Raw genomic sequence first — 17,763 nt, 5'->3', positions numbered from 1 at the left:
GGTGCGGATGTAGGGGCGAATTTCATTCGCCCATCGCGGCACGCTCGCTGCTTGCCCTATGCCGGTCAGCCTTCATCACCGTCCTGCTCCTTCTCGCCTAGGCGGCGATACAGGGTACGACGACCAATACCGAGCAGGGCCGCGGCGCGGCGTTTGTTGCCATCGACCTGCTCCAGCACGTGCTGGATGTAACGCCACTCGAGCTCCTCCAGCGTGGGCAGCAAGGGCCCGTCGACCATGCGCTCGAGCAAGGTGTCCGCCTTGGCCTGTGCGGGCCGCTCCTGGTAATGGGCGATACGTGTGGGCAGATGCTCCAGCTCGATGCTGCGGCCATGGCAGAAGGTCACGGCGCGCTCCATGGCGTTCTGCAGTTCACGCACGTTGCCCGGGAAGGGATAGCGCCTGAGCTGCTCCAGCGCCGCGGGCGACAGGCCGCGCACCGGGCGGCCATCACGCGCGGCGAAGTGCGCGACGAAGCCGGCCGCTAGCAACTCGCGGTCTTCTTCGCGATCGCGAAGCGGAGGCACCTGCAGAATGAACGTCTCCAGGCGGAAATAGAGGTCCTCGCGAAACGACTCGCGCCCGGCGGCCGTCTCCAGCGGACGGTTGCTGGCGGCGATGATGCGCACGTCCACACTGAGCTCACGCTCGCCACCGACCGGTCGGATGGTGCCTTCCTGCAGCACGCGCAGGAGTTTCGCCTGCAGCGGCATCGGCATTTCACCGATCTCATCGAGAAACAGGGTGCCGCCATCGGCCTGCTGGAAGAGCCCTTTGTGCGCGCGACTGGCACCGGTGAACGCCCCGGCGGCATGACCGAAGAACTCGCTTTCGAGCAGCTCGGCCGGCAACCCGGCGCAGTTGATCGCCAGGAAGGGCCGCCCGGCACGATCGCTCTCGGCGTGTACCGCGCGGGCGACCAGCTCCTTGCCGGTACCGCTCTCGCCGATCACCAGCACCGGGCCGGCCGCGCGCGCCAGCTGCCGGATCTGATCGAACAGCGCGCGCATGACCCGGCTGCGCCCGAGCATGCCGTGAAAGCGATCGTCGCTGAGCAGTTGCTGAAAGCGGCGCACCTCATCGCGCAGGTGCCGGGTTTCCAAGGCCCGCGACACGGCCAGGCCGAGGTGGTCCAGGTCCAGCGGCTTGGTCAGGAATTCATCGGCGCCTTCCTTCAACGCCGCCACCGCCTGCTGAATGCTGCCAAAGGCGGTGATGACGAGAAACGCCGGCGCCGCCTGCATGGCCTTGACACGCCGCAGCAGCGCCATGCCATCGGCACCCGGCAGCCGCAGATCGCTGATGACCAGGTCAGGCTCCCAGCTTTCCAGCAGCGCGACGGCGTCCTCGGCGCTGGAAACCGCACGCACCGACAGCGCACGGTCCTCCAGTTCTTCGGCCAACAATTGGCGCAGACCCTCATCGTCTTCCACCACGAGCACCCGTTGCGGGGTGCTGTCATCCATTTGCATCGTCCGGGTCCTCTTCGGCCAGCGCCAGGGAAATTCGAAACGCGGCGCCACCCAGCGGGCTTTCCACCAGCTCGATACGGCCGCCGCTCTCGGCGACCACGCCATGTGCCACCGCCAGGCCCAGGCCGCTGCCCTTGCCCACGGGTTTGGTGGTGAAGAAGGGTTCGAACAGGGCGGCGCGGTCCTGCTCGGCAACACCCGGGCCGTCATCCTCGACCTGGAACAGCAGGCAGCCCGCCTCCCGCCACCAGCGCAACCTGACCTGCCCGCCGGGGCTGGCCTGGGCAGCGTTGCGCAGCAGGTTGGTCAACGCCTGCTCGAAGCGCGGCGGGTCGACCGCGCAGTGCAGCGTCTCGGACGGCGCATCGAGCTGCAGATTCACCCGCAGCTCAGCCAGTTCGTCGGCGACCGCGGCGGCAGCCGAATGCGCGAGCACATCGGCGGGCATACGCCGCACCGGCTGCCCGGCGGCACGCCCGAACTCCAGTAGCTGACGAACGATGCCGCTGAGACGCTGCACCTGGCTGCGGATCTGCAGCAGGCCCTTGCGCTGGGCATCTTCCAGGCTTTCGCTGCGCAAAACGCGCTGGGCCTTGCCATCGATGACGCTGAGCGGGCTGCCCAGCTCATGCGCGACACCGGCCGCCAGTCGGCCTACCGCCGCCAGTTGCTGTGAGCGTCGCAGCCGCGCTTCCAGCTCCGCCTCGCGCGCCTTTTGCTCAGCCATCTGATGCTCGGCCTCGGCGATGCTGTCGAGCATCCGGTTGAGCGACTGCCCAAGCGCGGCGATTTCCTCCGGCCCGCTGTGCGGCGCGCGGTGCTCACGGTTCCCCGCGGCGACGCGGGCCATGCTCTGGGTCAGCTGCTGGAGATGGCGCCCGATGGCCGACCAGTGCCCGAGCAGAACGATTACCACGGCGACCAGTGAGAGCAGGCCGGACGAAATGCCGGCGATGAATCGCAGGCGCCGGGTGTCTCGCTCGAAGTCGCTCCAGCGCCGGGTAACCTGGAGCAGACCGTTGATACGCCCGCCGCTCTGTTCCAGCGGCAGGAAATAGGAGTACACCTCCTGCCCCCGGATGCGCTGGTAGCCGCCCTGCCGTCGGCCGTCCGCCGTGAGCGCCTGAATCGACGACTGATCCTGGTCCGGCTGCACGGCGCCGGCATAGGCCACCAGCTCGCCCTCGTCGTCATAAAGGTAGGCGCCGTAGACGCGACCAACACCCAGCACGGATTCGAGCACCTGCTGCATGGTGCGATCGTGCTTGCGTTCCAGGCTATCGCTCAGCGGCAGGCGAACCGCCCGCGCCACCAGCTCCACCTCCTCTTGCAGGCGCCGCTCACTGTTGCGCTCGACCGTCCAGAGCACCACGTAACTGAAGCCGAACATGATCGCCACCAGGGGGACCACGACCTTCAGTACCAGGGCGCCGCGCAGGGTCGGCAATCTCTGCCAAAGTGCTACATGTGTCATATTGGCACTCTAACCCAGCCGCCTGCAGAGGTCGACTTGTCCAGGACGGACGGATAAATCTTCGTGAAATCAGTTAGTTGCAGTAAACGCGCTTTCTGGCACGACCGATGCAAAGACCCTTGGCGAATTCTCAAGCGAAGGACATGACCATGACCAAGCTCCACACCCGCCTCGTCTCTTCCAGCCTTCTGGCCCTGTTCATGGCCGCTGGTGCCTCGCAGGTCTCGGCACAGCAGGCCACCCCGGCGCCCGCTACCCAGCCCGCCCCAGCCATGCAGGCCTCGGATATCAGCGACAAGCAGCTGGAGAGCTTCGCTGATTCGCTGGGCGAAATCATGGAGATCCGTCAGGACTTCACCGCCAAGCTGGAGAAGACCGGTGACCCTGCCGAAGCGCAGCAGCTGCAGCAGGAAGCCAACGAGAAGATGATGAACACCGTGCAGGACAACGACCTGAGCATCGAGGAGTACAACGCGATCAACCAGGCCGTGCAGAACGATCCGAAGCTGCGCGACAAGGTCATTTCGATGATCCAGAGCTAAGGCTCGTCGAAACGCAAAAGCCCGGCTCTTCAGCCGGGCTTTTTCATGTCTAGCTAGCGCGTGTCAGTGGCTGCGCTGCGCCAGCCCCTTGAGGAAATTACGCAACAGCTGATCGCCGCAAACCCGGTAATTGCTGTGCCCGGCTTTGCGGAAAAGCGCGTTGAGCTCCGGCTTGGACACCGGGAAATCCACCGACTTGAGGATGGCGTGCATGTCGTCTTCCTTGAGTTCGAAGGCCACGCGCAGCTTCTTCAGCACCGTATTGTTGGTCACCGGCAGCTCGATCGGTGGGGTCGGCCGGCTCTCGTCCCTGCCGCGCTTGTAGATCACCAGACCGTCGAGGAAGTGCGCCATGATCCGGTCCGGGCAGGGTTTGAACCCGGCCTCGTCGTCTTTCTTGAGGTAGGCGAACGCCTCGCTATCCGGGATATCGCAACCGGTCAACCGGGTAATCTCGGCAATCTTCGCGTCGTTGACGTTGAGGATGTAGCGCAGGCTGCGCATCACATCGTTGTTGAGCATGGAAGTTCCTTCGGTGAGCGGGCGCCGCAGCGACGCCGGATCGCGATGACGGGATGGCCGGCATGCGCGCCAGGCCTCGATGGCGCGCGAGTATAAGGCGTTGCGGCCGATGGGTGAAAAGCGCCGGTCGCGCTACTGCGGCACTTGCACCTTGACCTTGATGGCCGAATACCAGGCCGTGACCGCTGCGATATCGTCATCGCTGAGGCCGGCGGCGATGACTGTCATTTGCGGATGCTTGCGCTCGCCGGAGCGGAACGCCTCGAGCTGCCGCGCCAGGTAGAGCTGGCCGTTACCGGCCAGGTTCGGCGCATCGGCGACCTTGCTCAAGCCATCGAGCCCGTGACAAGCCGCGCACATCTTCGCCTTTGCGCGACCTGCCTCGAGGTCCGCGGCCCTCGCCTCCCCCGCGAAAACCAGACCGATCAGAGCAATCCACGGGACCAGGCGACGGCGGGTGTCTCTGCGCATGCGAACACTCCTCTCGATTGCTGGCGGGACAGTCGAGGCCGGGCACCGAGACCCGACCTGCATGCCAATCAGTTTGCACCCCCCTGGTAGGAGATGCGGTAGATCGCCCCGGCGGTGTCGTCGCTGACCAGCAGCGAGCCGTCCTTGAGCTGGGCGACATCGACGATGCGGCCGTAGTACTCGCCGGTATCCTCGTCCAGCCAGCCTTCGGCAAACGGAACGGTTTCCCCGGACGGGCCACTGCCATCGGCGGCAAATGGCGTGAACATCACGCGCGCGCCAGCCGGCACCGTGCGGTTCCAGCTACCGCGCTGGGCGCTGAACAGGCCGCCGCGGTACTGCTCGGGAAACTGCTTGCCCGTGTAGAAGGTCAGGCCCATGTCGGCAGCGTGGGCGATGGTTTCCACCACCGGCGGGGTCAGGCCCTCGGGCGGCGTCTCGTCGGCGTACTCGTTGGTGCGCACCTGGCCACCGCCGTACCAGGGCATGCCGAACTTCATTCCGGCCTTGGGCGCATGGTTGATCTCCCCCGGCGGGATGTCGTCGCCCATGCCGTCGACCTGGTTGTCGGTGAACCACAGCTCCTTCGTCGTCGGGTGATAGGTGATGCCCACCGAGTTGCGCACGCCAGTGGCATAGACCTCGCGCTTGCTGCCGTCGCGCTCCATGCGCACGATGCCGCCGATGCCGTGCTGCTCGTAGAGCTCCAGCTTGTCCTTGGGCGGCACGTTGTGCGGCTGACCGAGGGAGATGGTGAGCTTGTTGTCCGGGCCGACGGCACAGACCCGCGCGCCGTGGTTGTAGCTTTCCTCGTCCTTGGGGATCAGCTCGCCGGTCGGCACCACGATGTCGGCGGCCACGTCCGGCCCCTCGTAGAAGAACTCGGCGGCCGGGAACACGAGTACCCGGTTGTGCTCGGCGACGAAGAGAAAGCCGTCCGGGCTGAAGCAGGGTCCGGGCTGGGTGAAATCGATGGCCGGCGCGAAGCGCTTCACTTCGTCGGCCTTGCGGTTCTTGGTGCGGTCGGTGACCGCCCACAGGTCGGTCTTGCGCGTGCCGACGAAGACCACCCCACTGGACGGCCCTACCGCCATGTGCCGCGCGTCGGGCACCACGGCGTACAGTTCGATCTTGAACCCTTCCGGCAACCGGATCCGTGAGAGATTGGCGCGAATCGCATCGGCCACTTCGCCGGTCTGCGCGACGGTTTCCATCTCCAGCGACTGGCCTGTCGTTTTCATCGAGCGCATGCGTTCGAGCGCTTCGTCACTGGTGGGCGCGGCCAGGGCCGGCCCGGACAGGCACATGACCAACGCACTCAAGGCAAAGGGAACGTATTTCATAGGCACCGACCTCATGAAGAATCGTCTCGCGGACGACCTTTATTGTTGTTGTGCTCGACCACGCCTTTGCGGCTGCGCAAAAGTGCCTGAGTCCCCACTCAGCGTAGCGTCATACCGCGTCTTTACCAGACGACTGGCGCGCCGTTGCGCCGCCTGCTCACCGGCCGGTTTGTTCAAATCTCGACTGGCCCTCATTAATCATTCGGCCAAGCCCGCAAGATTGTGTTTCAAATTATTACTCCACAGCCTGCGCATGGGTTGCCCTACCCCGCCGGTTAACCACGCACCGAGGAGACGACTGTGAAACGCACTGCATTTGCCATCGGCACCCTGTTCGCCTGCGCCAACGCCTGGGCCGTCACACCCGGGACGCACTGGGATTATTCAGGCGACGTCGGGCCAGAGAACTGGGCGAAGCTCACCCCGGAATTCCATTCATGCGCCGGTCAGAACCAATCCCCGGTCAACCTGGACGGCTTCATCGAGGCCGAGCTCGCCCCCTTGGAGCTCGACTACCGTGCCGGCGCCAGCGAAGTGGCCAACAACGGCCATACCGTCCAGGTCGCCTATGAACCCGGCAGTACCCTCAGCCTGGACGGCAAGACGTTTCAGCTGATCCAGTTCCACTTCCACATGCCCAGCGAAAACCAGATCAAGGGACAGTCCTACCCGCTGGAAGGGCATCTGGTGCATGCCGATGAGTCCGGCAACCTGGCCGTACTGGCGTTGATGTTCAAGGAGGGCGAACGGAACACGGTGCTGGCCAGCCTGTGGAACGCGCCGCCGGCGGTGGGCAAGAAGCAGCCGGTATCGCCGAGCATCAACGTTCGCGACATGCTTCCGGCGGAACTGGACTACTACCGTTTCAACGGCTCGCTGACCACACCGCCCTGCTCCGAGGGGGTCCGCTGGCTGGTGCTCAAGCAGCCCATCGTCGCCTCGCATGCTCAAATCGAGGCCCTGACCCAGGCCGTCGGCCATGCCAACAATCGCCCGTTACAGCCGGTGAACGCGCGCATCATCCTGCAATAAGTCGGCGTGACGGACCGGCCGTCGCCTGCGAGGCGGCCGGCTCCAGGCGGCCTTTCCCAGTTCATGACAGTCCACAGCGGCGCCGCTACACTGCGCGCCGCGACCGCCCACGGCGGCGCGGACCGCCTCCCACCTCTGCCGGGGTCACCGGCCAGGACCTGTCATGATTCGCATCAACGAACTGCAACTGCCGCTCGATCACCCTGCCGAGGCCCTGCGCCAAGCCGTCGTTGCGCGCCTGAAAATCGCCGATACCGAGCTGCTCGATTTCAACGTTTTCAAGCGCAGCTATGACGCGCGCAAGAAGAACAGCGAGATCACCTTCGTCTACATCATCGACGCTACCGTGGCGGACGAGGCGAAGACCCTGGCGCGCCTGGCCGACGACCGCCACATCCGCGTCTCGCCGGACACCGGCTATTACCCGGTCGCCCAGGCACCGGAGGACCTGACCGAACGCCCGCTGGTGATCGGCTTCGGCCCGTGCGGGCTGTTCGCCGCGCTGACGCTGGCGCAGATGGGTTTCAAGCCGATTGTGCTCGAGCGCGGGCGCGACGTGCGCCGCCGCACCAAGGACACCTGGGCGCTCTGGCGCAAGAAGGTGCTGAGCCCCGAATCCAACGTGCAGTTCGGCGAAGGCGGCGCCGGGCTGTTCTCCGACGGCAAGCTCTACAGCCAGATCAAGGATCCGAAGTTCTACGGCCGCAAGGTCATGCATGAGTTCGTCCGCGCCGGCGCACCGGAAGAAATCATGTTCGTCAGCAAGCCGCACATCGGCACCTTTCGCCTGACCGGCGTGGTCTCGACCATGCGCGAGGAAATCAAGGCGCTGGGCGGCGAGGTGCGTTTCGAAAGCCGTGTCGTCGACCTGATCATCGACGAGGGCCGCATCCAGGGCGTGCGCCTGGCCGACGGCCAGGAACTGCGCAGCCGCTATGTGGTGCTCGCCCTCGGCCACAGCTCGCGCGACACCTTCCGCATGCTTCACCAGCGCGGCGTCTACATCGAGGCCAAGCCCTTCGCCGTGGGCTTTCGGATCGAGCACCCGCAATCGCTGATCGACCAGGCGCGCCTGGGCAAATATGCCGGCCACCCGGAACTGGGCGCCGCCGACTACAAGCTGGTCTACCACGCCAGCAACGGCCGTGCGGTCTACAGCTTCTGCATGTGCCCGGGCGGCACGGTGGTGGCGGCCACGTCCGAGCCGGAGCGCGTGGTGACCAACGGCATGAGCCAGTACTCGCGCAACGAGCGCAACGCCAATGCCGGCATCGTGGTCGGCATCAACCCCGACGAGGACTTCCCCGGAGGTCCGCTGGCCGGGGTCGAGCTGCAGGAACACCTCGAATCGCGGGCCTTCGAGCTGGGCGGACGCGATTACTGTGCGCCGGGGCAACTGGTCGGCGACTTCATCCGCGGCACGCCGTCGAGCGCCTTCGGCGAGGTCGAGCCGTCCTACAAGCCCGGCGTGCGCCTGGGGGATCTGGCACCATCGCTGCCGGACTACGTGATCGAGGCCATCCGCGAGGCCTTGCCGGCCTTCGGCAAGCAGATCCGCGGGTTCGACCGCGCCGATGCGGTACTCACCGGTATCGAGACACGCACTTCTTCGCCGGTGCGGATCAAGCGCGACAACGAGTCGTTACAGAGCATCAACACCCGCGGCCTCTTCCCCGCCGGCGAAGGCGCCGGATACGCGGGCGGCATCCTCTCGGCCGGTGTCGACGGCATCAAGGTCGCCGAAGCGGTGGCGACGGCGATGCTGGCCGATTTCACGAAATGACCGCCACGGGCGAATGGCGATGCCATTCGTCCGTTTTCGACCGATGCCTGCCTTGCCGCCAACGCCAGCACTCGCCTGTTTCAGGCGCCATCCGAAGTATCCGCCCCGCACATAACGCAGTGATCGTTTCCAGCCGAGGCATGTCGACAACCTCATAGGCATGCCGGCACGTCCAACGACAATTAGTTCGCGGAAACGAGACGGAACGGGAGGCGAAAGGTGGCGAAAGCAGCAAAGATCCTTGGGATCGTGCTTGCAGTGCTTCTGCTGTTTCTGGCTGGGGCGGCAATGCTAATCCAGACGCAATGGGCCCGTAATCAGCTCGAAGATCAGTTGAGTCAGCGGTTGGACGGTCGGTCAGTAGACATTGGCAGCCTCGACATCGACTGGGGCTCGCCGCTGGTCATCCGCGCCAGCGATATCAAGATCGCCAACCCCGAGTGGGCAGAGCAACCCCACCTACTCGAACTCGACGCGCTGAAAGCCGAGCTTGCCGTCGGCGAGCTGTTGACCGGGAATCCAGGGTTGCAACTGGTCGCGCTGGACAAACCGCAGGTCCACCTCTCCCGGCGAGCCGACGGTCAGTCCAACTGGTCGGCGCTGATGAGCGAGACTGATTCCCAGGACAAGCAGCCCTCTCTCCAACCGGACACCATCCAGATCGACAACGGCAAGCTGACCTATCGCGACGAGGCGCTGAATGTCGATCTGGCCTTCGATATCTCAACGCGGGATGACGGAGCCGAAGGTGCCTTGGCGGTCGACGGCAGCGGACAGGTACAAGGCAAACCCCTCGAGCTGACCCTGACAGGCGCGCCACCGGCCAAAGCATTGGCCAAAGACAGGTCGTATGCCGTAACGCTGAACGGCCGGCTGGGCGATATCCGCGCACGTTTCGAAGGCGAGGCTGAGCAGGTTCCGCAACTGGACGGCCTGAACGGTGAGCTGAGCCTGAGCGCGCCGGACTCCGCGGAACTGATCAGCTTCGACAATCCCGCTCTTGACGTTCCGGGATTCGAACTCACCGCAACGCTGCGGCGCGACCGCCAGCGCTGGGCGCTGGACGATATCGAGCTGCGAACCGGCGACGATCGGCTTCGTGGTTCCATAGCGGCCGAGCTGGGAGAGTCCCCGGCACTGGACCTGCAGCTCCACGGCGATCAACTCGACCTCAATCGCTGGGGAGTCATGCGCCTGCTGGAGGCCGAGCGAAGCGGCACCGCCACCCGCGAAACGAATGAAACCTTCGAACAGCAGGCGCATGACCTGTTTCAGCCACTGCGCCGCTACCGGGGCGAGGTCGACATCAGTCTGGATCGGCTTCGATATGGCGACACCTCGTTGTCCGACCTGGCGCTCAGGGGCTCGCTGGACGGGCAACAGCTGGAACTGGAGCAGCTGCGTGCCACTCAGGCCAACGGCGCCATCAGCGCCAGCGGCACGCTCGATCTCGGTTCGGACTCGCTCAGTGGAGAACTCGATTTGAAACTGGACAGGTTCGACCTCGGCCAGGCCCTCGGTCCACTGGGGTATCCAAGGCTCGGTACGCTGGATGGAGAGCTGCATGCGCAATTGGCCGATGCAGCCACTCGGCTGAGCGACACGCAGCTGCGCTACGACGCCCCTGCGCAAGATCTGCGAATCGAACTCGACGCCGAATCGACCGACTCGGGCCTGCACCTGACGGGCGACGCCTGGCGCAACCAGGTGCCGCTGCAGTTCGAATTGAATCCGGGCTCGCTGCAGAGCCTTTTCCAGGAAGAGACCTTTTCCGTCGAAGGCACGCTGCGCTCAGGCGAGAGCCAACTGACCCTCGACGGCCACATTCGGGATCCTATGCAGTTCAAGGCGGCAGAAGCGAGGGTATCGCTAGAAGGCCCCGACCTGGCCCGCCTCGACCCGCTCACCGGTTTGAATCTTCCCTCACTTGGCCGGTACTCGCTGAGCGGCCAGCTGAGCTGGGAAGATCGCCAGCTGCGCCTGCAGTCGCTCGATGGGCGCTGGGGCGAAAGCGACGTCAGTGGCGATGTCCGCCTGAGCCTCGTGGGTCGGCCGATGCTATGGGCCAACCTGCACTCCAACACGCTGCGCCTCCGCGATCTCAAATCACCCGATACGCCGGACGACTCATCAGGTGAACAATTCTTTTCAAGCGAGCCTCTCGGGCTCGACGCGCTGCGCGGCCGAGACGCGATCATCCGCTACGAAGCTGAAGAAGTGATTGCCAGAGACGTCCCGCTTAACGCGGTTGCCATGAAGGCCGAACTGGACGATGGGGTGCTGGTGATCGAGCCGCTGCAACTGGCTATCGGCCAGGGCGCCGCGGAGGGCCGGCTGAGCATCGATGCACGCCCAGAGCGGCCAACCGGCGAGCTGCGCCTGTCGCTCAACGGCGTCAATCTCACCCCGGTCCTCAAGCATGCAGACCTGTCGCAGGTCGCACAGGACTCGGCTGGCACCCTCGGCGGCAAACTGGACGTCGCGTTCGCCGGCTCATCCTTGGGCGCGATGATGGCGGACCTGCGCGGCAAGTTCGAGCTGGCGATGTCAGGCGGCCGGCTCGATTGGTTGGCGGTGGAGCTGCTCGGCCTCGATGCTGGCCAATCGGTGGTTGCCGCGCTGGCCGACACCGACCAGGTCGAGATGAACTGTGCCTACCTGCGCCTCGACGCGAACCAGGGCATAGCCACACTCACACACTTCTTCGTGAATACGACAGACAGCAACATCACCGGGGGAGGCGAGATCGGGCTCGGCACCGAGGCGCTGGATCTCGCATTCGAAACCCACGCCAAGGATTTCAGCCTGCTATCCGGAAACGCACCCGTGCAGTTGAAGGGCACGCTCAGCAATCCTCAGGTCAGCGTCGTAACCGACCAGCTTGTCGCCAAGACCGTGGCGAGTGTCGTAGGCGCCGTAGTGGCCCCTCCGCTGGCGATCCTGCCTTGGGTCGAACTCGGACTGGGCGAAGGCTCGGGCATGGGCTGTCGAAAAGCACTCAAGGAATTCGAGCGCAACTGAGCAAGAAACCTTTCGCGCCGCTCATCGCGGCTCGCTCATCAACTTCGCTACGGTGCCGTCGGCCTGCAGCTGCTCGAAGGCGGCCTGGGTCCGCAGCACGGTGTCGTCGTCGGTTTGCCGACTGTAGGCCATGTAGAGTCGCGTCGCGGTGTCAGGGGTGAAGACCTTCACCACCCGCGCCGGGTCGATGCCCGCCTCCTGACAGAGGATGATCATGTCCTGCTCGGGCATGGGCACCAGGTCGACCTGGCCGTTCAGCAAGCGCCGGAAGTTTTCGTTGTTGTGCGCCGCCACCACGATCTTGTCGAAACCGTTGGCCTGCAGGTACTGGTGGCGGACGTCTTCACGCAGCACGCCGATCCGGTAGGCCTTGGCCGTCTCGAGATCGGCGATCTGGATGTCTTCGCGCTCGCGCAGCCTGTAGAAGTGGTACTCGATGCGCATGATCTCGCCGACCCAACGAAACAGCGCCTCGCGTTCGGAGGTGCGAGCGATCAGATAGATGAGCACCCCCGGGTCGCGCAGCGCCATGTCGTAGGCGCGCGCCCAGGGGTAGAGACCGATCTGGTAGTGCTCCAGGCCCGCGCGCTGCAAGGTGGCTTCGACGACCGTCGTCGCGGTGCCGGCGATCCGGCCATCACGCAGGTAGCTGTAGGCGGTTTCTTCGGTCACCACCCGCAACTGGCTAGCCTGCGCAGCACTGCAAAGCAGGCCAAGGGAAAGGGCGATCCAGGCAATCGGGTGCATCGTGCAGTCCTCGCAGGCAATCAGTCGGAAACGCAGTCACGGCCTCGGGTCTTGGCCCGATAGAGGGCCTCGTCGGCGCGCCGCAGCAATTGATCGAAGTGGTCCATGGCCTGCAGGTCGAAGGCTGCCAGGCCGATGCTCAACGTCACCTGAGACGATACGGCCGATGCGGCATGCGGCAGCTCCCGTTCGGCCAGGCGTTTCTGCAGGTGCACCGCCGAGCGGTACGCCGACTCGGCCTCGACACCGGGGAGCAACACCACGAACTCTTCACCCCCAAGCCGCGCCACCACCTCACCGGCACGCGCGAACACCGATCGCAGGGTGTCGGCGACGGCACGCAGGCACGCGTCGCCCTGGGCATGGCCGTAGTGATCGTTGTAGCGCTTGAAGAAGTCGACGTCGCACATCAACACCGTGAGTGGCTGGCCGAGCCGCATGGCCCGGCGGAATTCGACGTCCTTGAGTTCGTCGAAATGGCGGCGATTGGACAGGCCGGTGAGCGGATCGCTACGCGACAGTTCTTCGAGCAGCACATTGGCCGCGCGCAGCTCGGCGGTGCGTTCTTCCACCAGCTCGGCCAGCCGGTCGCGGTGCGCAGCCAGCGCCTGCTCATCCTGATGCTGGCGCTCAAGGTATGCTGACAGCTTGGCCTGCAGGCTGTTGACGCCCTCTTCGAGCAGGCTCAGCTCGTCACGGCGCCTGGGCGAGCGATCCAGCCGCAGGCGCTGGTCGAGGTTTTCCGGCGCCAGCGCGGTCAGGTGGCGGGCGATCCGGCGCACATGCAGCGTCACGCTGCGGTTGAACATCCACATGATCAGCCCCGCCAGCAACAGTGACTGGATGACCTGGGTGATGACGATATCGGTGACCTCGGCGAGCATCCGCTCCCAGAGCACGCCTTCGTGCCCTTCCAGCGTCAGCTCGCCAACCGTTTCGCGTGCACCGGCGTAGGGCTCGTAGGTCAGCGGATGCCGCAGCCGCGGCGCGCGATGGTCGCCCGGCTGAACGGCCCGCTGCCGCTCGATGATTTCCGGAGCACGCCCGGCGCGAATGATCTGCAGCTCCACACGCCCGATGGGCGCGGCCCTGGCGACGCTGTCGAGCTGGGTCTGCAGCGCGTCGCTGTCCATTTCCCAGATGGCTTTCGCCAGGTTGCTCTGGAACACCTGATCGATCAGCACCAGCTCGGCATTCATCGCCGCCAGGCTCTTGTGCCAAGCCGACCAGGTGCGTACGCCGACGGTCACCAGCGTGAACAGCAGGCAGAATCCCAACGTAGCCAGCACCAGCCGGCGGCCCAGCGAGCCGGTCTGCCGCCGCACGCGCGCGCTATCGGCAGTGCCAGGCGCCCTCGCGTTCACGGCAGCCACTTGGCGGCGATGGCGTCGTAACGCCCGTCAGCCTTGACGCGCACCAGGGCCTTGCGGAAGCGCTCGACCAACTCATCGGGGGTGTTGCGGCTGAAGGCCATGCACAGGCCATCGGCGCCGCCCAAGTCATCCAGACTCAACTGCGGCACGGCGGTTTCGTCAGGGTTGTCGCTGCCCTGGCGCACGAGATAGTGGGCGTTGAGCTCGTTGGAGATCCACAGGTCCACGCGCCCGGCCTTGAGTTTCTCGTAGTTGTGCTCGTACTTGTTGCTGGACTGCAGGTTCTGGCCGATCACGAAGCCCTTGTCGACCAGGTACTGCTCGCCAACGTCTTCCTTCACCGTGGCGATCTGGTATTGGCGGGCATCGTCCAGGTTCTTCAGGTCGAAGTGCGTACCCGGCAGCGAAAAGAGGAACCAGCGTGTCGGTGCGATCACCCCGACCCACTTGAACAGCGCCTCGCGCTGGGGCGTGCGGGCGATGGAGTAGATCAGCACGTTTTCCGAATTCAGCGCGATGTCATACGCGCGCGCCCAGGGCATCGACTGAATGTGTGCCTGCTCGCCGACCTCGGCCAGCACGGCCTGGACGACCTCGGTTCCCATGCCGGTCAGCTTGCCGTCCAGGGTCATGTTGTAGGGCGGCAGCTCCTCGGTCACCACCGTAAGGGCATGGGCAGACGCCAAGGCGGCATAGCCCGTCGAGGCCAGCAAGGCCAGGGCGACGCTCAGACGGCGGAGCAGGCGTGAACTCATGGGCAACCTCGAGGGGTTTCGAAAACCCGGGCGTGCAACCTGGATGCTGGCCACCATACTGCCATCATTCGGATTTGCTTCATCAGTCTTTTTTCGGCGCCACCTATGCGGACTTGAACCCGGTGCGACCGCTTTTGCCGCAGTCCGACGTACGGCATGTCTACAGGCACGCCGGCGGTGCGGTGGCACCTCGCGCACGAGTTGAAAAGAGGGGAACGGCACCCCGGCACAAGAGGCCGGTGCCGGCCGGAACGACTCAGGGGCGCTGACGCTTGTGCTCGAAGGCCTCGACGCAGGCGGGCAGGTCGTAGAAGCGTGGCGTTCCGCCGGCACGGTTGCCGTTTTCCCCAGCGGTCTTGCGGCGGCACTCGCTCTCGGCGCGGCTGTTGCGCGTGGTTCTCATGCAGTCCTGAAACGCGGCTTCGCGCAGCGGCGCCAGCTTTGCCTCACGGGCCGACTCGCAGCGCAGGTCGAGCTCCGTCTGACGCTTGTCGAACGCCTCCCTGTCCTTCTGGAAACCCGCTTGCGTCTGCGTCGCCAACAACGCCAGCAACATCGCAGCCACACGTTTCAGCTTCATCGAATCGCTCCCTTTCGATACCGGTGGCGAGCATGGCGCGACCACCAATCGCCGGGCAATGCGCTCCGCGAAAAAAAGAAAGCGCCACGAGGACGCTTTCCTGTCTGCCGTGCGACATGTCGCTGATCAGACCATCTCGACGAAGGCCTTTGCCGTCTCGATAGCGCCCGGCAGGGATTTGCTCAGCGCCGTGCGGTCCATGTTGTCGGCCAGCGGCCCCCTGACGGATTCGAGTGCAAGCCCGATGTCACCGTTGCTCGCCTGCAGCGCCTGCGCCAGGGCGACGCTCTGCGCGACGACATAGGGCAGCGTGCTGCCGTTGGGCGCTTGCAGCGGTCGGGCCTGGTAGGCGATGGCCTCCTGCAGCACCTTCGGCAATTGCCAGCGGCGTGCCAGTTCGGCGCCCACTTCCGGGTAGCCGAAGCCGAGCTGCAGGGTCTCGTTGGCGGCGCGACCCGGGCTGGAGGTGGCACCTCCTTCGAGAGATTCGGCCAGGTGCGGCGCGCCGGTCTGGATCAGCAGCTCGCCGATGTCATGCAACATGCCGCAGGTGAAGGCGGTTTCGACGTCGGCACCCACCTGCTTGGCCAGCAGCCGGCTGATGCTGGCGACAAGAAAGCTGTGGTACCAGAACGCCTTGAGGTCGAAGCCGGCGTGCAGTTTGAACGCCGAGGTGAAAGCCGAAGCCAGCACCAGCGTACGCAGGGTGTTGAAGCCCAGGCGCAGTGCTGCGTCCTCGATGCTGGTCGATTCACGCGCGCCGCGAAAACGCGACGAGTTCGCCAGGCGCAGAACACGCGCGGAGATCACCGGATCGCAGGCGATGTTGCGCGCGACGGACTCGACGGACGTGTTCGGGTTGTCGAATTGCTGGATCAGGTCCTGGGCGACCTTGGGTACGTTGGGAAGCTGGTGAAGATTGGCGAACAGATCGTCGAGTTGCATGGGCGGCTCCTGGGGGAATGACGTCTCCATACACATCGGGTTACAAGTGCTTTTTCTGCAGCGCCGGCTGTCGGCCAGTCGGTTCGCAAGACCGTCCTGTGCCGGCGCTCACATCCGCGCGTGCATCTTCCCCGGGCTGATGCCGAACTACCGCTTGAAGACCGTGGCGACGTTGGCCGCGCTGCTGCCTCGGTGACGCTCGCGCCTTCGCGCTTCACTCCAGCGCTTTACTCGCGGCCTGCAGGGGGGTTTCGTGGCGCATTCGAACAGGCGGAACGGGCGCTGCAAGGTGGTGGCGTTGACGCCGAGCTCCCGGGCTATGCGCTCCGCCGTCCAGTCGTCTGCTTCTCCGCTGTCGAACAAGGCAGCTAGCTCCTGCAACCGCCGACGCGCTTGCGGCCCGGCGCGATCGAGCCCGCATCCGCCGCTTCGCACGCCCCGAGCGGGGCGACTGAGGCGCCCGGACGAGAACCGGCCAGTCAGCCATTCCGGGCCTCGCGACGGCGGGCGGCGGTGGTAGAGTCGGCGCTGCCTCTTTGACCACCGGAGAAACCATGCGCCCACTGTTCAACGCCCTGTTGCTGGCCCTGCCGCTTGCGCTCTCGTCACTGGCCTCCGCCGCCGACTCGCCCGCCGGGCGCTGGCAGACCATCGACGACGAAACCGGCAAGCCCAAGTCCATCGTCGAGATCCAGCAGGCTGCCGACGGTACCCTGAGCGGGAAGGTGGCGGAAATCCTCCAGTCGGACCATGGCCCCAATCCGCTGTGCACCGAGTGCGAAGGCGAGCGCAAGGACCAGCCCATCACCGGCATGACCATCCTCTGGGACCTCAAGCCGGACGGCGAGCAGGTCTGGAGCAACGGCAGCATCCTCGACCCGGCCAAGGGCAAGACCTACCGCGCCAAGGCGACGCTGCTCGACGGCGGCGACAAGCTGGAAGTGCGCGGCTATATCGGCATCGAAGCCCTCGGCCGCAGCCAGACCTGGATCCGCCAGTAAACTGCCCCGGAGGCTCTCGCCACCGCAAAGCACACAGCACATCTCGTAGGGGCGAATTTATTCGCCCAGCGCCCTTCCGCCGCCCCCTCGGGCGAATAAATTCGCCCCTACATGGATGGCGTCGATCCGCGACGCCCGAGCCAGCCGCAACGGCCCCGGTCACCTCTTCCCGGCGCAAATACCCGGCACCTCTCGTTGGGGCCAATTTATTCGCCCAGCGCCCCTCCGCCGCTCCCTTCGGGCGAATGAATTCGCCCCTACATGGATGGCGTCGAGCCGCGACGCCCGAGCCAGCCGCAACGGCCCCGTTCACCTCTTCCCGGCGCAAATACACGGCACCTCTCGTTGGGGCCAATTTATTCGCCCGGCGCCCCTCCGCCGCTCCCTTCGGGCGAATAAATTCGCCCCTACATGGATGGCGTCGATCCTGATGCCTGAGGCGGCCGCAACGGCCCCGACCACCTCGCCCAACCGCAAACAAACGGCACCTCTCGTAGGGGCGAATTTATTCGCCCAGCGCCCCTCCGCCGCTCCCTTCGGGCGAATGAATTCGCCCCTACATGGATGGCATCGATCCGCGACGCCCGAGCGGGCCGCAACGGCCCCGTTCACCTCGTCCCACCGCAGACACACGACACCTCTCGTTGGGGCGAATTTATTCGCCCTGCGCCCCTCCGCCGCTCCCTTCGGGCGAATGAATTC

The 17,763-nt window shown here is 65.3% G+C and carries 15 protein-coding genes; 5 read left to right on the top strand and 10 right to left on the bottom strand.

Going from position 1 to position 17,763, the window contains the following annotated elements; all coding sequences use genetic code 11:
- Positions 1 to 65: 65 nt before the first annotated feature.
- The gene (locus MST27_RS21520) at positions 66 to 1,466 is read right to left on the bottom strand and encodes a sigma-54-dependent transcriptional regulator (protein WP_243607932.1); all 1,401 of its coding nucleotides are present in this window, start codon (positions 1,464 to 1,466) and stop codon (positions 66 to 68) included.
- Positions 1,459 to 2,946, bottom strand: coding sequence for a sensor histidine kinase (locus MST27_RS21515; protein ID WP_243607931.1), 1,488 nt, complete (start codon positions 2,944 to 2,946; stop codon positions 1,459 to 1,461). The genes MST27_RS21520 and MST27_RS21515 overlap by 8 nt, the downstream gene beginning before the upstream one ends.
- A 149-nt stretch (positions 2,947 to 3,095) precedes the next feature.
- Here MST27_RS21515 and MST27_RS21510 point away from each other — a divergent pair, with 149 nt between their 5' ends.
- Positions 3,096 to 3,488 carry a DUF4168 domain-containing protein gene (locus tag MST27_RS21510; protein WP_243607930.1) on the top strand — a complete coding sequence of 131 codons (393 nt, stop codon included), beginning with the start codon at positions 3,096 to 3,098 and terminating at the stop codon, positions 3,486 to 3,488.
- Between the two features lie 63 nt (positions 3,489 to 3,551).
- Here the strand turns inward: MST27_RS21510 and MST27_RS21505 are convergent, their stop codons facing one another.
- The 3 genes from MST27_RS21505 to MST27_RS21495 form a co-directional block, all read right to left on the bottom strand.
- Complete coding sequence (locus MST27_RS21505; protein ID WP_243607929.1) at positions 3,552 to 4,010, bottom strand: YehS family protein; 459 nt, start codon at positions 4,008 to 4,010, stop codon at positions 3,552 to 3,554.
- Positions 4,011 to 4,142: 132 nt separating this feature from the next.
- Positions 4,143 to 4,481, bottom strand: coding sequence for a c-type cytochrome (locus tag MST27_RS21500; RefSeq protein WP_243607928.1), 339 nt, complete (start codon positions 4,479 to 4,481; stop codon positions 4,143 to 4,145).
- Positions 4,482 to 4,549: 68 nt separating this feature from the next.
- Positions 4,550 to 5,824 carry a PQQ-dependent sugar dehydrogenase gene (locus MST27_RS21495; RefSeq protein ID WP_243607927.1) on the bottom strand — a complete coding sequence of 425 codons (1,275 nt, stop codon included), beginning with the start codon at positions 5,822 to 5,824 and terminating at the stop codon, positions 4,550 to 4,552.
- Positions 5,825 to 6,124: 300 nt separating this feature from the next.
- Between MST27_RS21495 and MST27_RS21490 the strand changes: the two genes are divergently transcribed.
- The 3 genes from MST27_RS21490 (at position 6,125) to MST27_RS22530 (ending at position 11,660) form a co-directional block, all read left to right on the top strand.
- On the top strand, positions 6,125 to 6,856 hold the full coding sequence (locus MST27_RS21490; RefSeq protein WP_243607926.1) for a carbonic anhydrase: 732 nt from the start codon (positions 6,125 to 6,127) through the stop codon (positions 6,854 to 6,856).
- A 163-nt stretch (positions 6,857 to 7,019) separates the two neighbouring features.
- A complete protein-coding gene (locus MST27_RS21485) occupies positions 7,020 to 8,639 on the top strand; it encodes an NAD(P)/FAD-dependent oxidoreductase (protein WP_243607925.1) in 1,620 nt (539 codons plus the stop codon).
- 219 nt (positions 8,640 to 8,858) lie between these two features.
- Positions 8,859 to 11,660, top strand: a complete 2,802-nt coding sequence (locus tag MST27_RS22530; protein WP_243607924.1) for an AsmA family protein — start codon at positions 8,859 to 8,861, stop codon at positions 11,658 to 11,660.
- 21 nt (positions 11,661 to 11,681) lie between these two features.
- On the opposite strand, the gene MST27_RS21475 is transcribed toward MST27_RS22530, so the two are convergent.
- The 5 genes from MST27_RS21475 to MST27_RS21455 all read right to left on the bottom strand — a co-directional run bounded on the left by MST27_RS21475 (position 11,682) and on the right by MST27_RS21455 (position 16,060).
- Positions 11,682 to 12,407, bottom strand: coding sequence for a substrate-binding periplasmic protein (locus MST27_RS21475; protein ID WP_243607923.1), 726 nt, complete (start codon positions 12,405 to 12,407; stop codon positions 11,682 to 11,684).
- Positions 12,408 to 12,427: 20 nt separating this feature from the next.
- A complete protein-coding gene (locus tag MST27_RS21470; protein ID WP_243607922.1) occupies positions 12,428 to 13,771 on the bottom strand; it encodes a GGDEF domain-containing protein in 1,344 nt (447 codons plus the stop codon).
- Positions 13,768 to 14,535 carry a substrate-binding periplasmic protein gene (locus MST27_RS21465; RefSeq protein WP_243607921.1) on the bottom strand — a complete coding sequence of 256 codons (768 nt, stop codon included), beginning with the start codon at positions 14,533 to 14,535 and terminating at the stop codon, positions 13,768 to 13,770. The genes MST27_RS21470 and MST27_RS21465 overlap by 4 nt, the downstream gene beginning before the upstream one ends.
- Before the next feature lie 256 nt (positions 14,536 to 14,791).
- Positions 14,792 to 15,115, bottom strand: coding sequence for a hypothetical protein (locus tag MST27_RS21460; protein ID WP_243607920.1), 324 nt, complete (start codon positions 15,113 to 15,115; stop codon positions 14,792 to 14,794).
- A 126-nt stretch (positions 15,116 to 15,241) separates the two neighbouring features.
- Positions 15,242 to 16,060, bottom strand: a complete 819-nt coding sequence (locus MST27_RS21455; RefSeq protein WP_243607919.1) for an HDOD domain-containing protein — start codon at positions 16,058 to 16,060, stop codon at positions 15,242 to 15,244.
- Between the two features lie 554 nt (positions 16,061 to 16,614).
- Between MST27_RS21455 and MST27_RS21450 the strand changes: the two genes are divergently transcribed.
- Complete coding sequence (locus MST27_RS21450; protein WP_243607918.1) at positions 16,615 to 17,061, top strand: DUF2147 domain-containing protein; 447 nt, start codon at positions 16,615 to 16,617, stop codon at positions 17,059 to 17,061.
- Positions 17,062 to 17,763: the final 702 nt, after the last annotated feature.

Origin of the sequence: Stutzerimonas marianensis (genome assembly GCF_022810315.1) — a bacterium.
Taxonomy (GTDB): Bacteria; Pseudomonadota; Gammaproteobacteria; order Pseudomonadales; family Pseudomonadaceae; genus Stutzerimonas; species Stutzerimonas marianensis.
This window is presented reverse-complemented; position numbering and strand designations above follow the sequence as displayed.